At 58.6% G+C, this 15926-nt stretch carries 12 protein-coding genes and 5 pseudogenes; 5 read left to right on the forward strand and 12 right to left on the reverse strand.

All coding sequences use genetic code 11. The annotated features are described in order from the left end of the window. Positions 1-112: 112 nt before the first annotated feature. Positions 113-296 (forward strand): annotated as a pseudogene (locus ACMUVN_RS31125) (DDE-type integrase/transposase/recombinase); the annotation flags it as partial. Positions 297-351: 55 nt separating this feature from the next. On the opposite strand, the gene ACMUVN_RS31130 reads toward ACMUVN_RS31125, so the two are convergent. Then, positions 352-1332, reverse strand: a complete 981-nt coding sequence (locus ACMUVN_RS31130) for a LysR family transcriptional regulator (RefSeq protein WP_033181974.1) — start codon at positions 1330-1332, stop codon at positions 352-354. Positions 1333-2154: 822 nt separating this feature from the next. Between ACMUVN_RS31130 and ACMUVN_RS31135 the strand changes: the two genes are divergently transcribed. Beyond that, positions 2155-3015 carry a S49 family peptidase gene (locus tag ACMUVN_RS31135; protein WP_414815955.1) on the forward strand — a complete coding sequence of 287 codons (861 nt, stop codon included), beginning with the start codon at positions 2155-2157 and terminating at the stop codon, positions 3013-3015. A gap of 127 nt (positions 3016-3142) precedes the next feature. After that, positions 3143-3835, forward strand: a pseudogene (locus ACMUVN_RS31140) (IS6 family transposase). Between the two features lie 258 nt (positions 3836-4093). Here the strand turns inward: ACMUVN_RS31140 and ACMUVN_RS31145 are convergent. The 7 genes and pseudogenes from ACMUVN_RS31145 to ACMUVN_RS31175 form a co-directional block, all read right to left on the reverse strand. Beyond that, on the reverse strand, positions 4094-4495 hold the full coding sequence (locus ACMUVN_RS31145) for a DUF3085 domain-containing protein (protein ID WP_130729029.1): 402 nt from the start codon (positions 4493-4495) through the stop codon (positions 4094-4096). Between the two features lie 10 nt (positions 4496-4505). Then, a pseudogene (locus tag ACMUVN_RS31150) lies at positions 4506-5105 on the reverse strand (DUF1419 domain-containing protein). A 65-nt stretch (positions 5106-5170) separates the two neighbouring features. Beyond that, positions 5171-6199: a DUF3991 and toprim domain-containing protein gene (locus ACMUVN_RS31155; protein WP_130729030.1), complete on the reverse strand. Its 1029-nt coding sequence runs from the start codon at positions 6197-6199 to the stop codon at positions 5171-5173. A 683-nt stretch (positions 6200-6882) separates the two neighbouring features. Next, complete coding sequence (locus tag ACMUVN_RS31160) at positions 6883-7017, reverse strand: hypothetical protein (RefSeq protein ID WP_267975673.1); 135 nt, start codon at positions 7015-7017, stop codon at positions 6883-6885. 306 nt (positions 7018-7323) lie between these two features. Continuing rightward, on the reverse strand, positions 7324-7581 hold the full coding sequence (locus ACMUVN_RS31165) for a hypothetical protein (protein ID WP_130729032.1): 258 nt from the start codon (positions 7579-7581) through the stop codon (positions 7324-7326). A 29-nt stretch (positions 7582-7610) separates the two neighbouring features. Next, positions 7611-8375, reverse strand: coding sequence for a GntR family transcriptional regulator (locus ACMUVN_RS31170; RefSeq protein ID WP_130729033.1), 765 nt, complete (start codon positions 8373-8375; stop codon positions 7611-7613). Beyond that, on the reverse strand, positions 8372-9253 hold the full coding sequence (locus ACMUVN_RS31175) for an N-acetylglucosamine kinase (RefSeq protein ID WP_065276655.1): 882 nt from the start codon (positions 9251-9253) through the stop codon (positions 8372-8374). The genes ACMUVN_RS31170 and ACMUVN_RS31175 overlap by 4 nt, the downstream gene beginning before the upstream one ends. A gap of 472 nt (positions 9254-9725) precedes the next feature. On the opposite strand from ACMUVN_RS31175, the pseudogene ACMUVN_RS31180 reads away from it, so the two are divergent. After that, positions 9726-10414: pseudogene (locus tag ACMUVN_RS31180) on the forward strand (Crp/Fnr family transcriptional regulator). A gap of 90 nt (positions 10415-10504) precedes the next feature. Here the strand turns inward: ACMUVN_RS31180 and ACMUVN_RS31185 are convergent. Then, positions 10505-10636 (reverse strand): annotated as a pseudogene (locus tag ACMUVN_RS31185) (L,D-transpeptidase); the annotation flags it as partial. Between the two features lie 64 nt (positions 10637-10700). On the opposite strand from ACMUVN_RS31185, the gene ACMUVN_RS31190 reads away from it, so the two are divergent. Next, entirely contained in the window at positions 10701-11912 is a 1212-nt protein-coding gene (locus ACMUVN_RS31190) for an NADP-dependent isocitrate dehydrogenase (protein WP_130654318.1), read from the forward strand. Between the two features lie 318 nt (positions 11913-12230). Here the strand turns inward: ACMUVN_RS31190 and ACMUVN_RS31195 are convergent, their stop codons facing one another. From ACMUVN_RS31195 to ACMUVN_RS31205, 3 genes are read right to left on the reverse strand one after another with little or no spacing between them, the layout of a single operon-like run. Then, positions 12231-13154, reverse strand: a complete 924-nt coding sequence (locus tag ACMUVN_RS31195; protein ID WP_130654319.1) for a sugar phosphate isomerase/epimerase family protein — start codon at positions 13152-13154, stop codon at positions 12231-12233. Positions 13155-13171: 17 nt separating this feature from the next. Further along, positions 13172-14881, reverse strand: a complete 1710-nt coding sequence (locus ACMUVN_RS31200; protein WP_130729018.1) for an ABC transporter permease — start codon at positions 14879-14881, stop codon at positions 13172-13174. Continuing rightward, positions 14878-15882 carry an ABC transporter ATP-binding protein gene (locus ACMUVN_RS31205; protein ID WP_130654321.1) on the reverse strand — a complete coding sequence of 335 codons (1005 nt, stop codon included), beginning with the start codon at positions 15880-15882 and terminating at the stop codon, positions 14878-14880. The genes ACMUVN_RS31200 and ACMUVN_RS31205 overlap by 4 nt, the downstream gene beginning before the upstream one ends. Positions 15883-15926: the final 44 nt, after the last annotated feature.

Consider the following 15926-nt stretch of genomic DNA (forward strand, 5'->3'; position numbering starts at 1 on the left):
TTCTACAACCCGAAACGTCGCCACTCGACACTGGGGTATCTCAGCCCAAATGACTTTGAAACCAAGGTGGGATTAGCTTAATCTCGTGTCCGATAAACCGGCAGCAGGCCACATACCAGGCCTCAATCATCGTTCTCACAACCGACTGAATAATAGGGCGGAGAATCCTCATCAACCCATCCGACGACGGGAGAGGATCATGAAGCGCTTCAAAGTATCTCGACAGCTTCAGCGTTTTCGTTTCCATCCACGACCGGATCAGCAGACACGCAGATCTTCACCCAGCCGGAACATAGTAACGTCCCGGGTTTCGAGCACCGCTAACAAAACTGCGTATCCGCATCTTCAGACTCAAGCCGCACACCATTCGGCAGCGACGCTGTCAAACATAGGCGTGTCGATGTCTGCCGAGCTTTCCGCCGGGGCCTCCATGCGCGAAGCCTCCTGGAACATTATCTCGCGCATCCAGATGCTTCCGGGGTCGGAATTGTGAAGCAAGGGCCACTGCACAGCCTCCGTGAACCAGAGGGAAGGCAGCGGATGATCGACGATCTGGAGGCGGATGGTGGGTTCGAAATGTCTGACGAGCCGCAAGGGAAGGGTTGCTATCCGATTCGTCCCCTGAAGTAACATCGGGATCGCGTTAAAGCCCTGGACCACGATTTCGATACGCCGCTTAAAACCGTGCTCTAGCAACAGCCATTGTTCAATGGATGGCTTCAAAGTACGTCCAAACATGGCCGCGACGTGTCCCAGCGACATGAATCGCTCGAGGGAAAGCTTCCCGCGCAGCTGCTGATTGTTAGGGCAGCCGACGCATACGAGCTTCTCCTCAAATAGCTTCGCACTGGGATGAGCGGCTGACATAAACTGATCTGGAAAAATCAAAAAATCCAAATCTCCACTGCGCAGACGCTCGTCCGGATCATCATTGATGTGAAGCAATTCAAAACTGACGCCGGGTGCCTCGCGCGCTACGCGCTTTATCACCTTTTCGAAGAATACGAGCGTCATGAAATCGGACAGTACGATTCTGAAGCGCCGGTTAGATTCCGCTGGGACTAATGGATCCCACGCAATGACAGAGAGCTGAATCTGCAGTAGAGCTTCGCGAACTGCAGGGGCGAGCGCCTCGGCTCGCGGGGTCGGGACAAGTCTACGCTGCTGCATCACAAACAGCTCGTCATTGAAGTAGGCGCGCAACCTAGCGATGGCTGCGCTCATGGCTGGCTGACTAAGGTTGATGCTGCGCGCTGCTGCCGTGAGTTTCCGCTCGGTCATCAAAGCATTGAGAGCGACGAGAAGATTTAGGTCCAGGCCCTTAAAACGCATTCCACCACACCTTGATGGTCCCATCAATATCGGGGCACGATCTCCCTCCTAACGAGTGTGGAGGCGAATGTGACGCCTTCAATGAGAACTGTCTCCACTGGATAACCGCGGACTTGACCGCCGGTTCACCTTATCTTCTCGTATTATGGTATACCATCAACCGCAAGTCAAGCTTCCGCGGACTCTCTGTCTGACACCTCGATGAAGTCGTGGTACGCGGGGAGAGCAATCCCCCGCTTTATGGCGCAGCTTCTCGCCGAGAAGAAGTTCCAAGCGCGATGTCACGTTGTTTCATGGACGCCTCGGTAAAGAGCCGTGGTGGTGAGCGTTGCAGAAAAGGCGGATCTTAGTCCGTCAGGTGACGTTTAGAGAGACGAGCGTATTGGTCATCACCTCCGAGGCGAGGATCTAATCTATCCACCTAATTTGTTGGGGTTGTCTAGCAAGAGGGGGAAACTCATCGGGCTGCTTGACAGGTTGGTACGCGAACATAATTGCTTTAAACGTTCCCACGGACCAACTACCGATCTTGCGATCGAACCTTCGAGATATTGGCATCAATACTTTAACAAACTAAGCCTTTCTGTTTGTTCCGCGAAAAAACCAAATACAGAATCGCATTCGAGCGCGGCAATCATGTATATCACAAAATATATTATTGTTTTATATTGATCTACGCCAAGGTGCCGTCTAGATGTGGCGTACGAGCGGCCGGAGTGTGCCCCGGGTAGCGACAAGAGGCCTAAATGACACGACCTAACACCCTGACGATGCGGACTTTCGTTGCGGTGAAGATCGCGCGACCCAAGCGAAGGATGAGAGATGGCCGGATTTTTGAGAAAATTGCTGCCGAAACGGTTCCGCAAGGATGGGCTCACCATCCCGGTCGTTAAATTGCAGGGCGCAATCGTCGCCGGCGGCGGCCCGTTCCGGCCAACCCTCAACCTCGCCAATGTCTCTCCGGTTCTGGAAAAGGCCTTCGCCATGAAGGACGCACCGGCGGTGGCCATCTCCATCAATTCGCCGGGTGGCTCGCCCGTCCAGTCGCGCCTGATCTTCACCCGCATTCGCGAGCTTGCCCGCGAGAAGCAGAAGAAGGTTCTGGTCTTCGTCGAGGATGTCGCTGCCTCGGGCGGTTACATGATCGCGCTGGCCGGCGACGAGATCATTGCCGACGCCACGTCCATCGTCGGCTCGATCGGCGTCGTCTCCGGCGGTTTCGGCTTTCCCGAATTGCTGAAGAAGATCGGCGTCGAACGCCGCGTCTATACGGCGGGCGAAAACAAGGTGATCCTCGATCCTTTCCAGCCGGAAAAGGAAAAGGATATCGAGTATCTGAAGAGCCTGCAGCTCGAAATCCACCAGGTCTTCATCTCGATGGTGCGCGAACGTCGCGCCGGCAAGCTGAGGGACGATGCGACGGTGTTTTCCGGCCTGTTCTGGAGTGGCACGCGCGGCCTCGAACTCGGCCTCATCGATGGCCTCGGCGACATGCGCCAGGAACTGAAAAGGCGCTACGGCCAGAAGACCAAACCGGAGCTCGTCACCGCCGGCCGCAGCCTGTTCGGCCGCCGTATTCCAGGTGTGTCGCCGGTCTCGCTCGAAGGTGCTGCAGCCGGTCTTACGACGGGGCTTGTCGAAGCGGCGGAAGAGAGAGCATTGTGGAGCCGTTTCGGGCTTTGAAGGGGTGCGGTGCCGGTCCATGGTGGTGGACGCCACACATAGGCGCGATCGACATCGCCCCTTGGGGTATTGTCACGTTAACTGGGTTGCGGTTGCCTGCCTGACGGGTTGCGCATAATTTTCGGCAATGCAGACATCAGATATCAGTTTTAAGCGTCACCGTTTTCCCCCGCAGATCATTGCTCACGCCGTCTGGCTTTATCTGCGGTTCAACCTTAGTCAGCGTGAAGTTGAGGAAATGCTGCTCGAGCGTGGAATCGACGTGTCATACGAGACAGTCCGCCGCTGGATCGCCAAGTTCGGACCCCAGATCGCACGCAACTTGCGGCGGCGGCAGGCGCGCCTCGGCGATATTTGGTATTTGGACGAAGTCGTCGTGAAATGCGCTGGAGAGAAATCCTGGCTCTGGCGTGCGGTCGATCAACATGGCACTGTTCTCGAAGAGATATTGCAGAAGCGGCGTGATAAAAGAGATGCAGCGAAGCGCGTGCTGGTGGCGTTAATGAAGCGCTATGGCTTTGCTCCCAAACGGATCATTACCGATAAGCTCCGCTCCTACGGTGCAGTGGCACCCGGCCTTGACTATTGATCGCACAATGGCCTCAATAATCGGGCCGAGAACAGCCATCTGCCGTTTCGAAAACGGGAACGAACCATGCAAGGCCACCGATCACTAGGCACGTTGCAACGGTTCGTCTCCATGCACTCAGCGACCCGCAATTGCTTTTCGGTTCCGTCCCGTCGCGGCACCGCGCAAACAATTCGCTACTATCGGCTCGAAGCTTTCGATGCATGGAAAATTGCGGCCTGTGTCGCCTGAATATCCACGAGCCGTTGGCCTTTCCAGCCAGAGAAACTTAACGTGACAACACCCACCAAACGCGGTGACGCCCAGGCCGAAGCCGGACGACAATGCGCTGCTGCCTGATATATCGAGGGTGAAGGGATCGTGGGACATGAAAGCTCCTTTTCGAGGATGTGCGCCATCTCCCACGGGACAGGTCCCGCGGCTGCGAAGGCGGATGAAATTGAGGTGAGGAAATTTGGACCTGGTTCGTCCGGCGGCAGCGATCGCGAGCTACGAGCGCGTGATTACGGAGCGCTGCATTGTTTCCGTCGCAAACTCCGCCCGCAGATGCGTGGCTTCCGGGTTTGTGGAAAGCATGGCTTCCAGTCTCTCAGCGTCGATGAAGACGATGCCGTCGTCTCCCCCGAAATACCGGCGCTTGTAGTCCCGGTAGTCCGGATTGGTCTTCGGATCGCACTCGTCGGCATAGACCGCGAGTGCCCTTTGGCCCTCTGCCAATTTTCCGTTGGAAAGCACATAGACGCCTTCATCGCCGACGATCCACAGGCCGTGCCGTTCGTCCTTATCCGGGAGCAGTCCATAGTGAGGATTGCGGAAACCGCCATTGGCTACCGCGTCGGTGTGTCCGCGCGCGATCACTGCACGAACGTCGACCACGCTAAAAGTGAACAAGGCGTCCTCCTCACGCGGCAATCGGGGAGGGAAGGTGGCGAAGATGCACCGGCAGCTTCACAGCGCTCTCCCGTCGGTGAGTTCCTCGAGCAGCTTCAGGAAAGTGCCCTCGTTGCCGCCATAAAGCACGACGGTGCGCTTGCCGCGAGCGGACTGCGGCCACTTGGCTCCGGCATAGCCGCGGTAATCGTCGGCAGTCGTGCTCCAGATATGCTCGAGCCGCTCTTGCCGCGTCATGGACCGGACGGCTTTCGCGCTCGATGATGGCGACGCGCATCGTTTCGACGGATGCCTTGTCGGAAAGATCGCAGTAGCCATGGAAATATCGGATGGCCGCGTCGATCCTGAGCGCGAAGAATACTGATGTCACCGAGCCGGTCATGAACTCGCGCATCGCAAACATGGATCCTCGGATCGAAAATGGTGGCAGGATCTCGAACATGTAATCATGTTCGGTTTCGCCGATCTCGAACCATTCGCCCGAGTAAAGTGGCCCGGCAACACCGACACAACGGTTCGGGCGCTGCGCGTGGCGATCAAACATGCGGAACATCTGCTGGCGGCTTGCGACACCCTGAAAAACCTTGGCGGTTGCGGGAGAGGGGATCATCTGCGGCTCCTTTGGAGGTTTTCGGACTGAAGTGCAGCGCCGTCCTCTCGACCTCGCCATCCCCTTCAGTCCTTCATGACCACTTCCGAGCCGCCGACATTGCGACCGGCCGGGTCAAGGGCCGGCTCCGCTGGGCGAAGCCTCCCTTGACGCGAGCGGTGCGAATGCGGCACGCCTCCTTCCTTTCTCTCCGGCTTTTCCATTTCCCTGATCTTCAGGGTCTCGTTCCAGTCCTCCTCGGGCGGGCGGAGCCGCGACCAGTCGCAACCGGTATCCTCGGCCAGCGCCCGCAACCGCTCGGCAAACAGATCGCCTTGTGCATTGGCGTCCGTCGCAGCGACCAGCCGGGCGTCCGGTCGGGAGGCCAGTTCCCGCAGCGCGGCTTGCGTGGCCGGCGACCATCCGCCGCCGGTGCTGAGATAGAGCGTGCCTCCCCGCATCCCCTCGATAGCCGCAAGGCTCATGGCGTCGATCGCAGCTTCCGTGACAGCCAGGCGCAACGCAGTAACCGACCCGAGACGGAAGAGAGCCTTCCTTCCACCAGAGGAGAAGCCCCGGTATTGCGGCCCTCGTGCCTCCCAGCCGGTCACAGCTCCAGTCTTGTCCGAATGAGCTGCCCATAGGCTGCCATGCGGGCCTTCTCGAAGAAGGTCGCCTTTGATCGCGTTGCGGAGTAAATGTGCAGGCAGGCAACGCTCGCCGTTGAGGTAACACCATGTCGACGACCCGGGCCATGGGCGGCGGCGCGCCTGCCAACGATCGGGGAGGGAGAGGTCGTATCCTCCATCAGGCTTCAATGGCTGCCACTCCGGCTCGGTGATCGTGAAACCGACGAGATCTGCGACCCGTTCGGCGCATTCGATAAATCCGACATGATCGAGATGCTCGACAAGCCCGAACACATCGCCTTTCGCATCGCTGAGCGGATCGAACCATCCGCGCCCCTCATGCGTAACGATGATGATTTCACCGCCACGGCGAAACTTGATCGCCCGCCGGCTGCTTTCCTTGATGTCGATGGCGAAGCTCGCCCTTTCGAGAACCGCCGCGCAACCGACCCGTTCGCGCAGCGCTTCTATGTCTCTTCTCTTCATTTGATTTCCAATCGCCCGGCGATTGGCCCTCGTTGCCTTTCTTTGCCCGTCGTTTCGCGGGCACCCTTCGGCCAGCCGCGAAGAGCAAAGGCGGCAAGGGCGCGGCTGACAAGTGTCGGATCATGCAATGCTTGACCGCGGCGAAGCCTCCCTTGCGTCTGCAGTTCGCAAGCGGCACGCCAGACCCACGGAAAGAATCGTGAACGATCGCAAGATCGTCGTCGGCGTCGATTTCGTCAGAGGGTAGAACGCCGTACTCGCCGTCGGCTGCGAAGACCGTGACCATCAGGTCGCGGGAGAGCTGGAAGGCGTGGGACCGTACAAAGGAAAGATCGAGCGACTTTAGAGGGCTCAAGCCCGGCCAATTCCCGCTGAATGACTCCTCAAAGGCGCGGGACCGGCGCGATCAGCGCGACGCGGCAGCAGCTTCCTAGCGGACCTTTCAGCGGGTTGATCGTGGAATCCGGAAGAGAGCCAGGATCCATTCAAACACGCAAATTGGCTTGCGTTCGTGGCCACTTCGATTCGGCTACGTTCCGCACCGACCGCAGGAGCCATCGTCTCCGTCTTTTTAAAAACCGGTGGCGCGATCTTGCTGAGGACCTGGACGTCGCCGAAACGGTGCATTTACAAGCGGATGAAAGGCAAGGTGAAAGCGTCCGGCGCCCGCAACCATGATGGGATCAGTCTGATCGCGTGAGCTTCGCTTTCTCAAGCGCCTGTTCCAATGATTCGGCGTTGAGCGAAATAACCGCACGCTCCACGCATGCCTGAATTTCAGCGGCACCCTTTCCCTCGATCAACGCGATATCAGCCACAGTCCACCCCCTCGATATCCAGTGGAGACAGGTTCGTTCAATCGGAGAGAGCATTGCTGTCGTCATGGCGCGAGTCCCACTCAGCTAAAGCCCACTAGGTTTTCGAGCGGAAACATCGACTTTACCGGTGCAAATTTGTTCAAAACTCACCATGGCCACTTGCCTCGAATACCTTTGGTCCACCTATCCAGCTCGACTTCAACTCAAACCCGGGGTCAACACCACGAGATCTGCGTCGTCTTGAGGCACAAGCCGCCCTTTGTGCTAAGCATGCCTTTGGCCTTTGCGGGTTCCCCAAGCGGAAGCTTATTCGTCAGAGCGATCGACGCAGCGATCACGCGCGTGGCTGCCTGGGCAAGGCAGCGCCTCGACCAAGCTGAGCCCGACACCGTAGATTGAGGCGAGGGGCGGCCGAATCGAAGAGACGGGTAATTTCGCCCTCAGCTCGATGGGACATCTCAATGAGATGGCGGGATGGTCGGACAAGCAGCGCGCGACCGTGACGACGAACGCGGTGTTCTCGGAACGCAAAGCCGCACCGGCGGCAGCGAAGGTGGCCTGCATGATAGGATCCTGTCTTGTAAGAAGAGAGGTCAGTTTTCGAGAAAGGTGAGCTCGCTGACGAAACCTTCGGCATCGCCTCGAAAAAGTGAGCGGCTGAATTCGATCGCGCGGCCCGAAGCAAGATAGGCAACGCGCTTTGTTAAAAGACCAGCCGTTCCGATCGCGACGCCAAGCGTGGTGGCGTCCGGATCTTCGATGTTAAGTGCGAAAGTGCGCTGGATCGCACGAACGGGTCTAAAGTTTGCGTCCGCGAGTGTGTTGCAGGTGGAAGAGGTAACGGTACGAGCGTCGGGCAGGAACTCGGAGGAAATGCATAGGCGTTCAATCGCAAGCGGCTGGCCCGCCGAGCTCCGCAAATGGGTGATGCGCACGACGCGACTGTCGCTTGACAGGCCGAGTGTCATCATCTCCTCGGGTGCGGGATGAGACGTGCTGCGCTCGATGCACTCGACTTTCGTGCCCGATCCAAGCCAGGAAATGTCACCCGTCAAAAGGTTCGCGCGTGACGGAGGCTGATCTGCGCGGACCGCCGATCCGGCTACGAAGGTTCCTGAGCCGCGCCTGCGAACCAGAAATCCGTCTTGGACGAGATGGTCGATTGCTTTGCGGACCGTTACACGGCTAACGCGGACATGTTCAGCGAGGTCTCGTTCGGGATAAAGAACGTCGCCCTCTTTGAGTTTACCCGACAGGATCGCCTTTTCAAGCGCCAGGCGAAGTCTATGGTAGAGCGGGCCGGCACCGTTGATCTCTATGCCCCATCCTGGAAGCATGGCCGCAAGTCTGTCACTCATTCGATCGCTTTCAGAGGCCCGAAGCGCGAAACCGCCAGGGCCACGGCCCCGCTCAGTGCATCGCCTTCGGGCGTTACCAATAGACTTTGATGCCGTGCAGCGATCCAGGACGAATAGAGCGGCCCCAATCCCCCGAGCAGGCAAATCCTCTGCGTTCCTCGAGCGACTAGACGATCAAGTGCTTCGTCAACTGAAACAGCGGCTTCTTTCAACAGGCGCGCGGCGACGGCATCGCCCTGTTTGATGTGCTCGAATACGCGCGGCGCATAGCGACCAAAGGCGCCGGGCTTTGCCTGCCGCGCAAACTCGACGATATTACGTGGGTCATTCTTGAATTCCGCAAGGACGGAGGCGGTCATCGCGGACATGACATGGATGCCGTCATATGCGAGCAGCGATTCTTGCAAAAGCGCATGTCCAATACGAGCGCCGCTGCCGAGGTCGCCGACAGTAAAGCCCCATCCGCCGGTGTAGGTCACCGTATCACAGTGGCGGGAGATGTAGATCGTGCCTGTTCCTAAAATGGCGACGGCTCCGTCTTTATCGCCAAGCGCGCCTTGTAGCGCGATCAGTCCGTCTGACTCTATGTCCGCCTCGGCGAAGGGTAGCCTGTTTTTCACGTAGTGAACGGCCTCGCCGACATTATTGCCCGCGACCCCCAGAACTGCACGCGCCGAGGCGATGCTACGCGCATTGATGCCAGCTGCGTAAAACGCCGCGCGGGTCGCACTGGCAATGTTGTCGAGCGCCGTATCCGGATCGGAAAGGATGTTGGCTGGCCCGGCTTGAGCCCGCGCAAGGATATTCCCGTTCGAACCGGCGACTGCCGCACGGCAGCTCGTGCCACCGCCGTCGATTCCGATTAGGTATGCGGTCATCCGCCCGTTCCTTCAGGAGGTCATCTGACACAACGTCGATCGCGTTCGGGCCGCGCCAGCTGCCCTCGTAGTGTTAGTACGTACGTCGCACAAACATACTTCATTGTCAATTGGAAACCGGCTGGCGAGGGCATGGGGCGACGCTGTCGCGAGTAACCCTCATGCAATTTTGGGAAAAGTTCGCGCGCAAAGACGTCGACGGCTTCGTCGCCAGGATTCGAAGACCTTTGCTCCGTTGTTCAAGTTTGAAGGATTCTTCGGACGGCATCGTGTCGAGGCAGTCGCATCAAACAACAGCCATGGCAGGGAAACTTTGATCTGGATCAAAGCGCGGTCCCGGCGAAATTGATAATCATCAAGCCGTGCCGGAAAAACGGGATAGCCGAACCCGCAATCGCGGCGTAATCATCTCGGGCATGCCCGGCATGCGCAGCCACGCCCGCCACACGCGGATTTTCGAAGGGATCAGGACATGGACGTCGTACGCAGTGAGCTTTTCGAGACCGGCACGGCGTCGTCTGCGGCGCCTTGTCCAACAGCCAGCTCCGGGAGCTCGGCCGCCACTCGCTCCGCCGCACGGTCGGCGCGGGCTGCGAGATCATCGCTCAAGGCTCGGAAAGCTCTTCCTATTCGAACATCATGCGCGGGGTGGTGAAGCTCTGCAAAGTGATGCCGGACGGACGCCAGCAGATCGTCGGCCTGCAATTCGCCCCCGATTTCGTCGGCAGGCCATTCGTGCGCGAAAGCACGCTGTCGGCCGAGGCTGCGACCGATGCCGAAATCTGCGTTTTCCCCCGCAACCTGCTCGACCGCATGATATCGGAAGCGCCGGAACTGCAGCGCAGCCTTCACGATCAGGCGCTAAAGGAGCTGGACGCCGCGCGCGAATGGATGCTGACGCTCGGCCGACGCACCGCAGGCGAGAAAGTCGCAAGCCTGCTTTACCTGATCGCCACACACGCCGAACCGCAGACCGCCACGAGCACCGATTTCGACCTGCCGCTGTCCCGCGCCGAGATCGCCGATTTTCTCGGGATGACGATCGAAACCGTCAGTCGCCAGATGACCAGGCTGCGCAAGAGCGGCGTCATTCGCATCGAGAACTTCCGACATATCATCGTGCCCGACATGGATGAGCTGGAGCGAATGATCAGCGCATAGAACGGGATCTGCCAACATCGAGGCGCTGACCCGGGATCGGCGCGCAAAACGGATCAGATGCCGAATTCAGAGTCTGGCGCTGAGCCGAGATCAGCGCGTGATCACGACGCGGGTCTTGGCGAGGCCAGCCCGTGGCGCCAGCGAGAAGAACTGCGCGGCATTCTCGAAGTGCAGGCGAACGCAGCCATGCGAGGCCGGCCGGCCCAAGCGCTTCAGGCTATAGCCCTCCTCATCACGTCACCCACCCGGGACCCCGTCCCCATTCAAGCTCGAACGAGGCAGATACATGAACAAGATCAAGGTCGCCAATCCCGTCGCCGATCTCGACGGCGATGAAATGACGCGCATCATCTGGCAGCTGATCAAGGATAAGCTGATCCATCCGTATCTTGACCTCGACATCGACTATTTCGACCTCTCCGTCGAAAACCGCGACGCCACCAACGACCAGGTCACCGTCGATGCCGCCAACGCCATCAAGAAGTACGGCGTCGGCATCAAGTGCGCGACGATCACGCCGGATGAAGCCCGCGTCAAGGAATTCAACCTCAAGGAAATGTGGAAGAGCCCGAACGGCACGATCCGCAACATTCTCGGCGGCGTCATCTTCCGCGAGCCGATCATCTGCAAGAACGTGCCGCGCCTTGTTCCCGGCTGGACCAAGCCGATCGTCGTCGGCCGCCACGCCTTCGGCGACCAGTACCGCGCCACCGATTTCAAGTTCCCCGGCAAGGGCAAGCTGACGATCAAGTTCGTCGGCGAAGACGGCACCGTCATCGAGAGGGAAGTCTTCAACGCACCGGGCGCCGGCGTTGCCATGGCCATGTACAACCTCGACGAATCGATCCGCGAATTCGCCCGCGCCTCGATGATGTACGGTCTGATGCGCAAGTGGCCGGTCTATCTGTCGACCAAGAACACCATCCTCAAGGCTTATGACGGCCGCTTCAAGGACATCTTCGAGGAAGTCTACGAGACCGAATTCAAGGATCAGTTCAAGGAAGCCGGTATCACCTATGAACACCGCCTGATCGACGACATGGTCGCCTCGGCGCTCAAGTGGTCGGGCGGTTATGTCTGGGCTTGCAAGAACTATGACGGTGACGTCCAGTCCGATACCGTTGCCCAGGGCTTCGGCTCTCTCGGCCTAATGACCTCGGTTCTGCTCACGCCGGACGGCAAGACGGTCGAAGCCGAAGCCGCTCACGGCACGGTCACCCGCCACTACCGCCAGCATCAGAAGGGCCAGGAAACGTCGACGAACTCGATCGCCTCGATCTTCGCCTGGACGCGCGGCCTGGCGCACCGCGCCAAGCTCGACGACAATGCCGAGCTCGCCCGCTTCGCCGCAACGCTCGAAAAGGTCTGCGTCGACACTGTCGAATCCGGCTTCATGACCAAGGACCTGGCGCGGCTGATCGGCCACGACCAGCCGTGGCTCTCGACCACTGCCTTCCTCGACAAGATCGACCAGAACCTTCAGAAGGCCATGGCGTAAGCCGGCTTATCCAAGATAACATGGAAGCGGCGGGAAATTCCCCGCATTCAGAGTGCTGACAAAACCCCTGGCCTTGGCTGGGGGTTTATGATTCAGTGGGACATGTTGAAGAAACTCCCGCCGCAGCAGACGGCTCTCGAGGCAAGTGGCCTGAAACGTCGCTAGCCAGCAGTCGCCGGCGAGGATCTCTGCCTATTGATCGACGACACCGACGAAGCCGACAGATTCTTTGGTCTAGACTGTCCATCCATCCGGGCCCGGAACTGTTCAGGCGTCAACGCTGCTACCGAGAAATGTCGAGGGTAAGAGTATTCGCCATCATGCGCTTTGCCTCGCGCGCGCCTCGGCGACCATCTCCTCGAGCCTAACAGCAACACTGTGAGCGCGGCGATAGTAGGCGGATTCTGGAATCCCATACCGGTCCATTGGCGTCTCGAAGTTGAGCGGAGTCTGATAAGGAGTTGCGGCGATCGCCGAGGTGATCGTGTGCCAATCTAATCGTCCATCGAATGGCAAGAGATGGTTATCCATTGCTCCGAAATTGTCGTGAATGTGAGTAGCGATGAGGCGATCCGCGAAACGCTCAAGCACGCTGAGCTTGCCTGGCTCGATCAGTTCCCAGTGGCCACAATCGAAGCAGACGCCGATGAACTCCTTGCCGTATCGAGCGAACAGCCGATCATAGAGGTTGAGGAAATTCTGAGCGTTGGCGCAAAGAAGAGTTTCCGCGGCAATCTGGATGCCATTTTCGACGCAGTAAGGCCTGATCTCGTCGAGAGACTGGAAAAGGGGTTCGAAGAACGCTCGTTCGGCGGCTTCGCTGCCGAAGACGTTGTCGTTGATATCGATGTGCAGGACAATATTTGGGGACTGGAACGCGGCCGCCAGGTCGACACGGTTACGCAGCAGCTCGACTCCGCTGCGGCGCTGCCATTCATGCGGCGACAAGAAGTCCTTGCGCGTCTCCATCGCGAAAGGGCCAGGGTTTTTGTGGCCGAACTCGGTGATAGGATTGCGGCCATTGCTGCCATGAACCGAGTGCACTTTCAGCCCAGCATCGGCCACGATCCTGCTTGTAAACTCGATCTCGGCGTCGGCTAGCCAGTACGAACTGCCGGAGTCGGGATTCCAGTTGATGTGTGTGAAGCCAGCTTCCTTGATGAGGGTGAGCGAGTTGCGAATGCCTTCGTCGTACCAACGCTCCTGGTGCGGCCAATGCCAGACGGTGATGCAGGTATCCAATGGATCAGTCTCCGGTTCTACAATGTTGTGGTTTCTGGACCTTTGCCAAGGCCGATGCGCTCGGCCAACAGAATGATCGCCAGTGAAAACGCCATGATCAGAGTGACATAGACAAGGTTGAGCGCGGCCTGCTCAGGATCGACAGACAGCGAGCTGTCTACGATTGCAATCGGCAGCGGTTTGTTGTTGACGTTGTATAGAAACGCCGACAGGGGGTATTCCGACAGGAGATCGTTGAAGGCCATCCCGGCGACGAGGATTACAGTCGGCGCCACTATCGGCAGAATGATGCGGCGATAGCGATAAAGACCAGTGGCGCCCATCGAGCGGGCCGCCTCGTTATAGGCCGGATCGATTCCTATGAAGGCTGCCCGCAGGAACCTCACCATAAGCGGCAAGGCGACGATGGCGTAGCCAATCGGCAGGAGCCAGTAGCCGCCGAGGAGGACTGCGTTTCCAACGAGCGGGTTTGGCGTGTCGAAGGTGACGATCAGCCCGACAGCGAGCAGAACACTAGGAACTACCCATGGCAGGAAGAAAGTGATGTCTAGAAGGCGTGTCAGCCAACTGCGCCGGCCAAGAATAACCGGGACAGCAAACAGCGTAACGACCAGCGCCGCCGATACCGCGACAAGGCTCATCACTATGGAGTTGAAGAACGGAAGAAAGGCGGTGCCTTCGGTAAAGACGCGGGCATAGTTCTTCAGGGTCAGGCTGGATGGGATCACTTCGATGCCGATGCTCGCGGCCGGGGCGAAGGAGAAGAGTACGACAAGAGCGATCGGCACCGCATAAATAGCCACAAGAAGATAGGCAAAAAAATGTAGCACTGTATTGCCGATCGGGCTGCAAATTTTGCGTAGCTGGATGGGCGCAGTCGCTTTCGCGCCGCCGACATAGGAGCCGCGCGCTTCGTAATATTGAGACAGCAGGATAAGCGCCATGAGACACAGTCCCATCATAAGCGCCAGTAAGGCGGCCATGTCGGGACGGCGCAGGCTGTTCAGAGTCAGCACCATCTGGCTCAGCATGTGGAAATCGCGACCGCCCAGCACCTGAGGGGCGGCGAAAGAGCTGATCGCGGTGTAAAGGGTAAGAAGGGTGACAGCGAGGAGCGTCGGCATGATTGCGGGCAGTACCACACGCCACAGGATCGTATATTCCGAGGCACCCATACTGCGCGCGGCTTCGATGGTTGCGTAGTCGACGCGGCGCATCGCAGCACGCAGAAAAAGATAGTAAAAGTTGGTCATCAGAAAGGTATGCGTGAAGAGCACGCCAAACCAGCCGATGAACCAGTCTTGCGGGAGGCTGGAAACGATCGCCTTCACCAGATGTGTCACCGCACCACCGGGACCATAGGTGAAGTTATAGCCCGCCGCCGCAACGACACTGCCGAAGACCAGCGGCGTTGCATAGGCGATTTTCAAGAGTGCGCGACCGCGTAGGTGAAAATATTCAAGGACGACGACCTGGAAAATCCCGACAATGGTCACCGTGACCATGGTCGCTGACGTCATCCAAACCGTGTTCCAAAGGGCAGCGCGCACTCTTCGTGATCTTGAAAGTTCGCTTAGGGTCTGGCCGACCACCAGGCTGCCGTCCCTGAAAAATGCCGCATGAAGTGACGCGACGAGCGGCAGTATCAGGAAGGTGACGACGATCCAGATCAGGGCCGCCAACCCGATCCAATAGACTACGCGCTCGACGGCAGCCGCGCGGTTCATCTGTCCGCTTCCTCGAAGATATGCACCGAGCCCGGGCGGATCGTCCAGGACACGGTCTCACCGATTTCGGGTAACTCGTGCCCCATCCTGGCGGCCGAAATGAAATAACCGCCGGTATCCAGGTCGATACGGCTGTGGGCGCCAAGGAATTCCACATGACGGACGGTCGCCAGCAACCCGGCTGGTATCACTTTCCCAACGAGTACATCTTCATGGCGAACAAAAATGCGCGCCCGAACGTCGCTGCCCAGGATTTGCCCGGCAAGCGGCGTGGGCAGTTCGTTGGCGGTGCCGATAAACTCGCAGATGAACGGCGTCGCCGGCTTCCGATAAAGAGTACGCCCGTCACCGATCTGCTCAACACGACCGTTTGCCAGCACGACAATCGTGTCCGACATCGTGAGTGCGTCTTCCTGATCATGCGTGACAAAGACTGCCGTGAAGCCAAACTCCCGCTGGAGCCTCTTGATCTCGCGGCGCATCGTCACTCGTACCTTGGCGTCGAGATTGGACAATGGTTCGTCGAACAAAAGCACCTTGGAGCCCGCGACGAGCGCGCGCGCAATCGCAACTCGCTGTTGTTGCCCGCCTGACATGGCCACTGGCTTCTTGTGCAGTTGCTCCGTAATCCCCGATGTTTTGGCGATCTCGGCGACGCGCTTGCCGATCTCGCTCTGCGGCATCTTCGCCACACGCAAAGCAAAGGCGATGTTTTCGAACGCCGTCATCGTTGGAAACAGCGCATAGTTCTGGAATACCATGCCGACATTGCGGCGCTCCGGAGGCTCGTTGGTGATATCTTTTCCTTCAAGAATAATCCGCCCGCTCATGGCCGAATGAAAGCCGGCGAGGGTCCTTAGAACGCTGGATTTCCCACTGCCGGAAGCCCCGAGCAGAGCAACGAACTCGCCTTCGTGAATTTCAAGCGAGAGGTCGCGGATGACTACCTTATCGCCATAGCCAATATGCAGTTTATCGATGATGAGGATCGGGGTCGGCATGATCATACTCCTGTGAAGCCTGGCGATCTGCATCGCCCGGTCCT

Origin of the sequence: Rhizobium sp. IY2, assembly GCF_047532935.1 — a bacterium.
GTDB lineage: Bacteria > Pseudomonadota > Alphaproteobacteria > Rhizobiales > Rhizobiaceae > Rhizobium > Rhizobium anhuiense.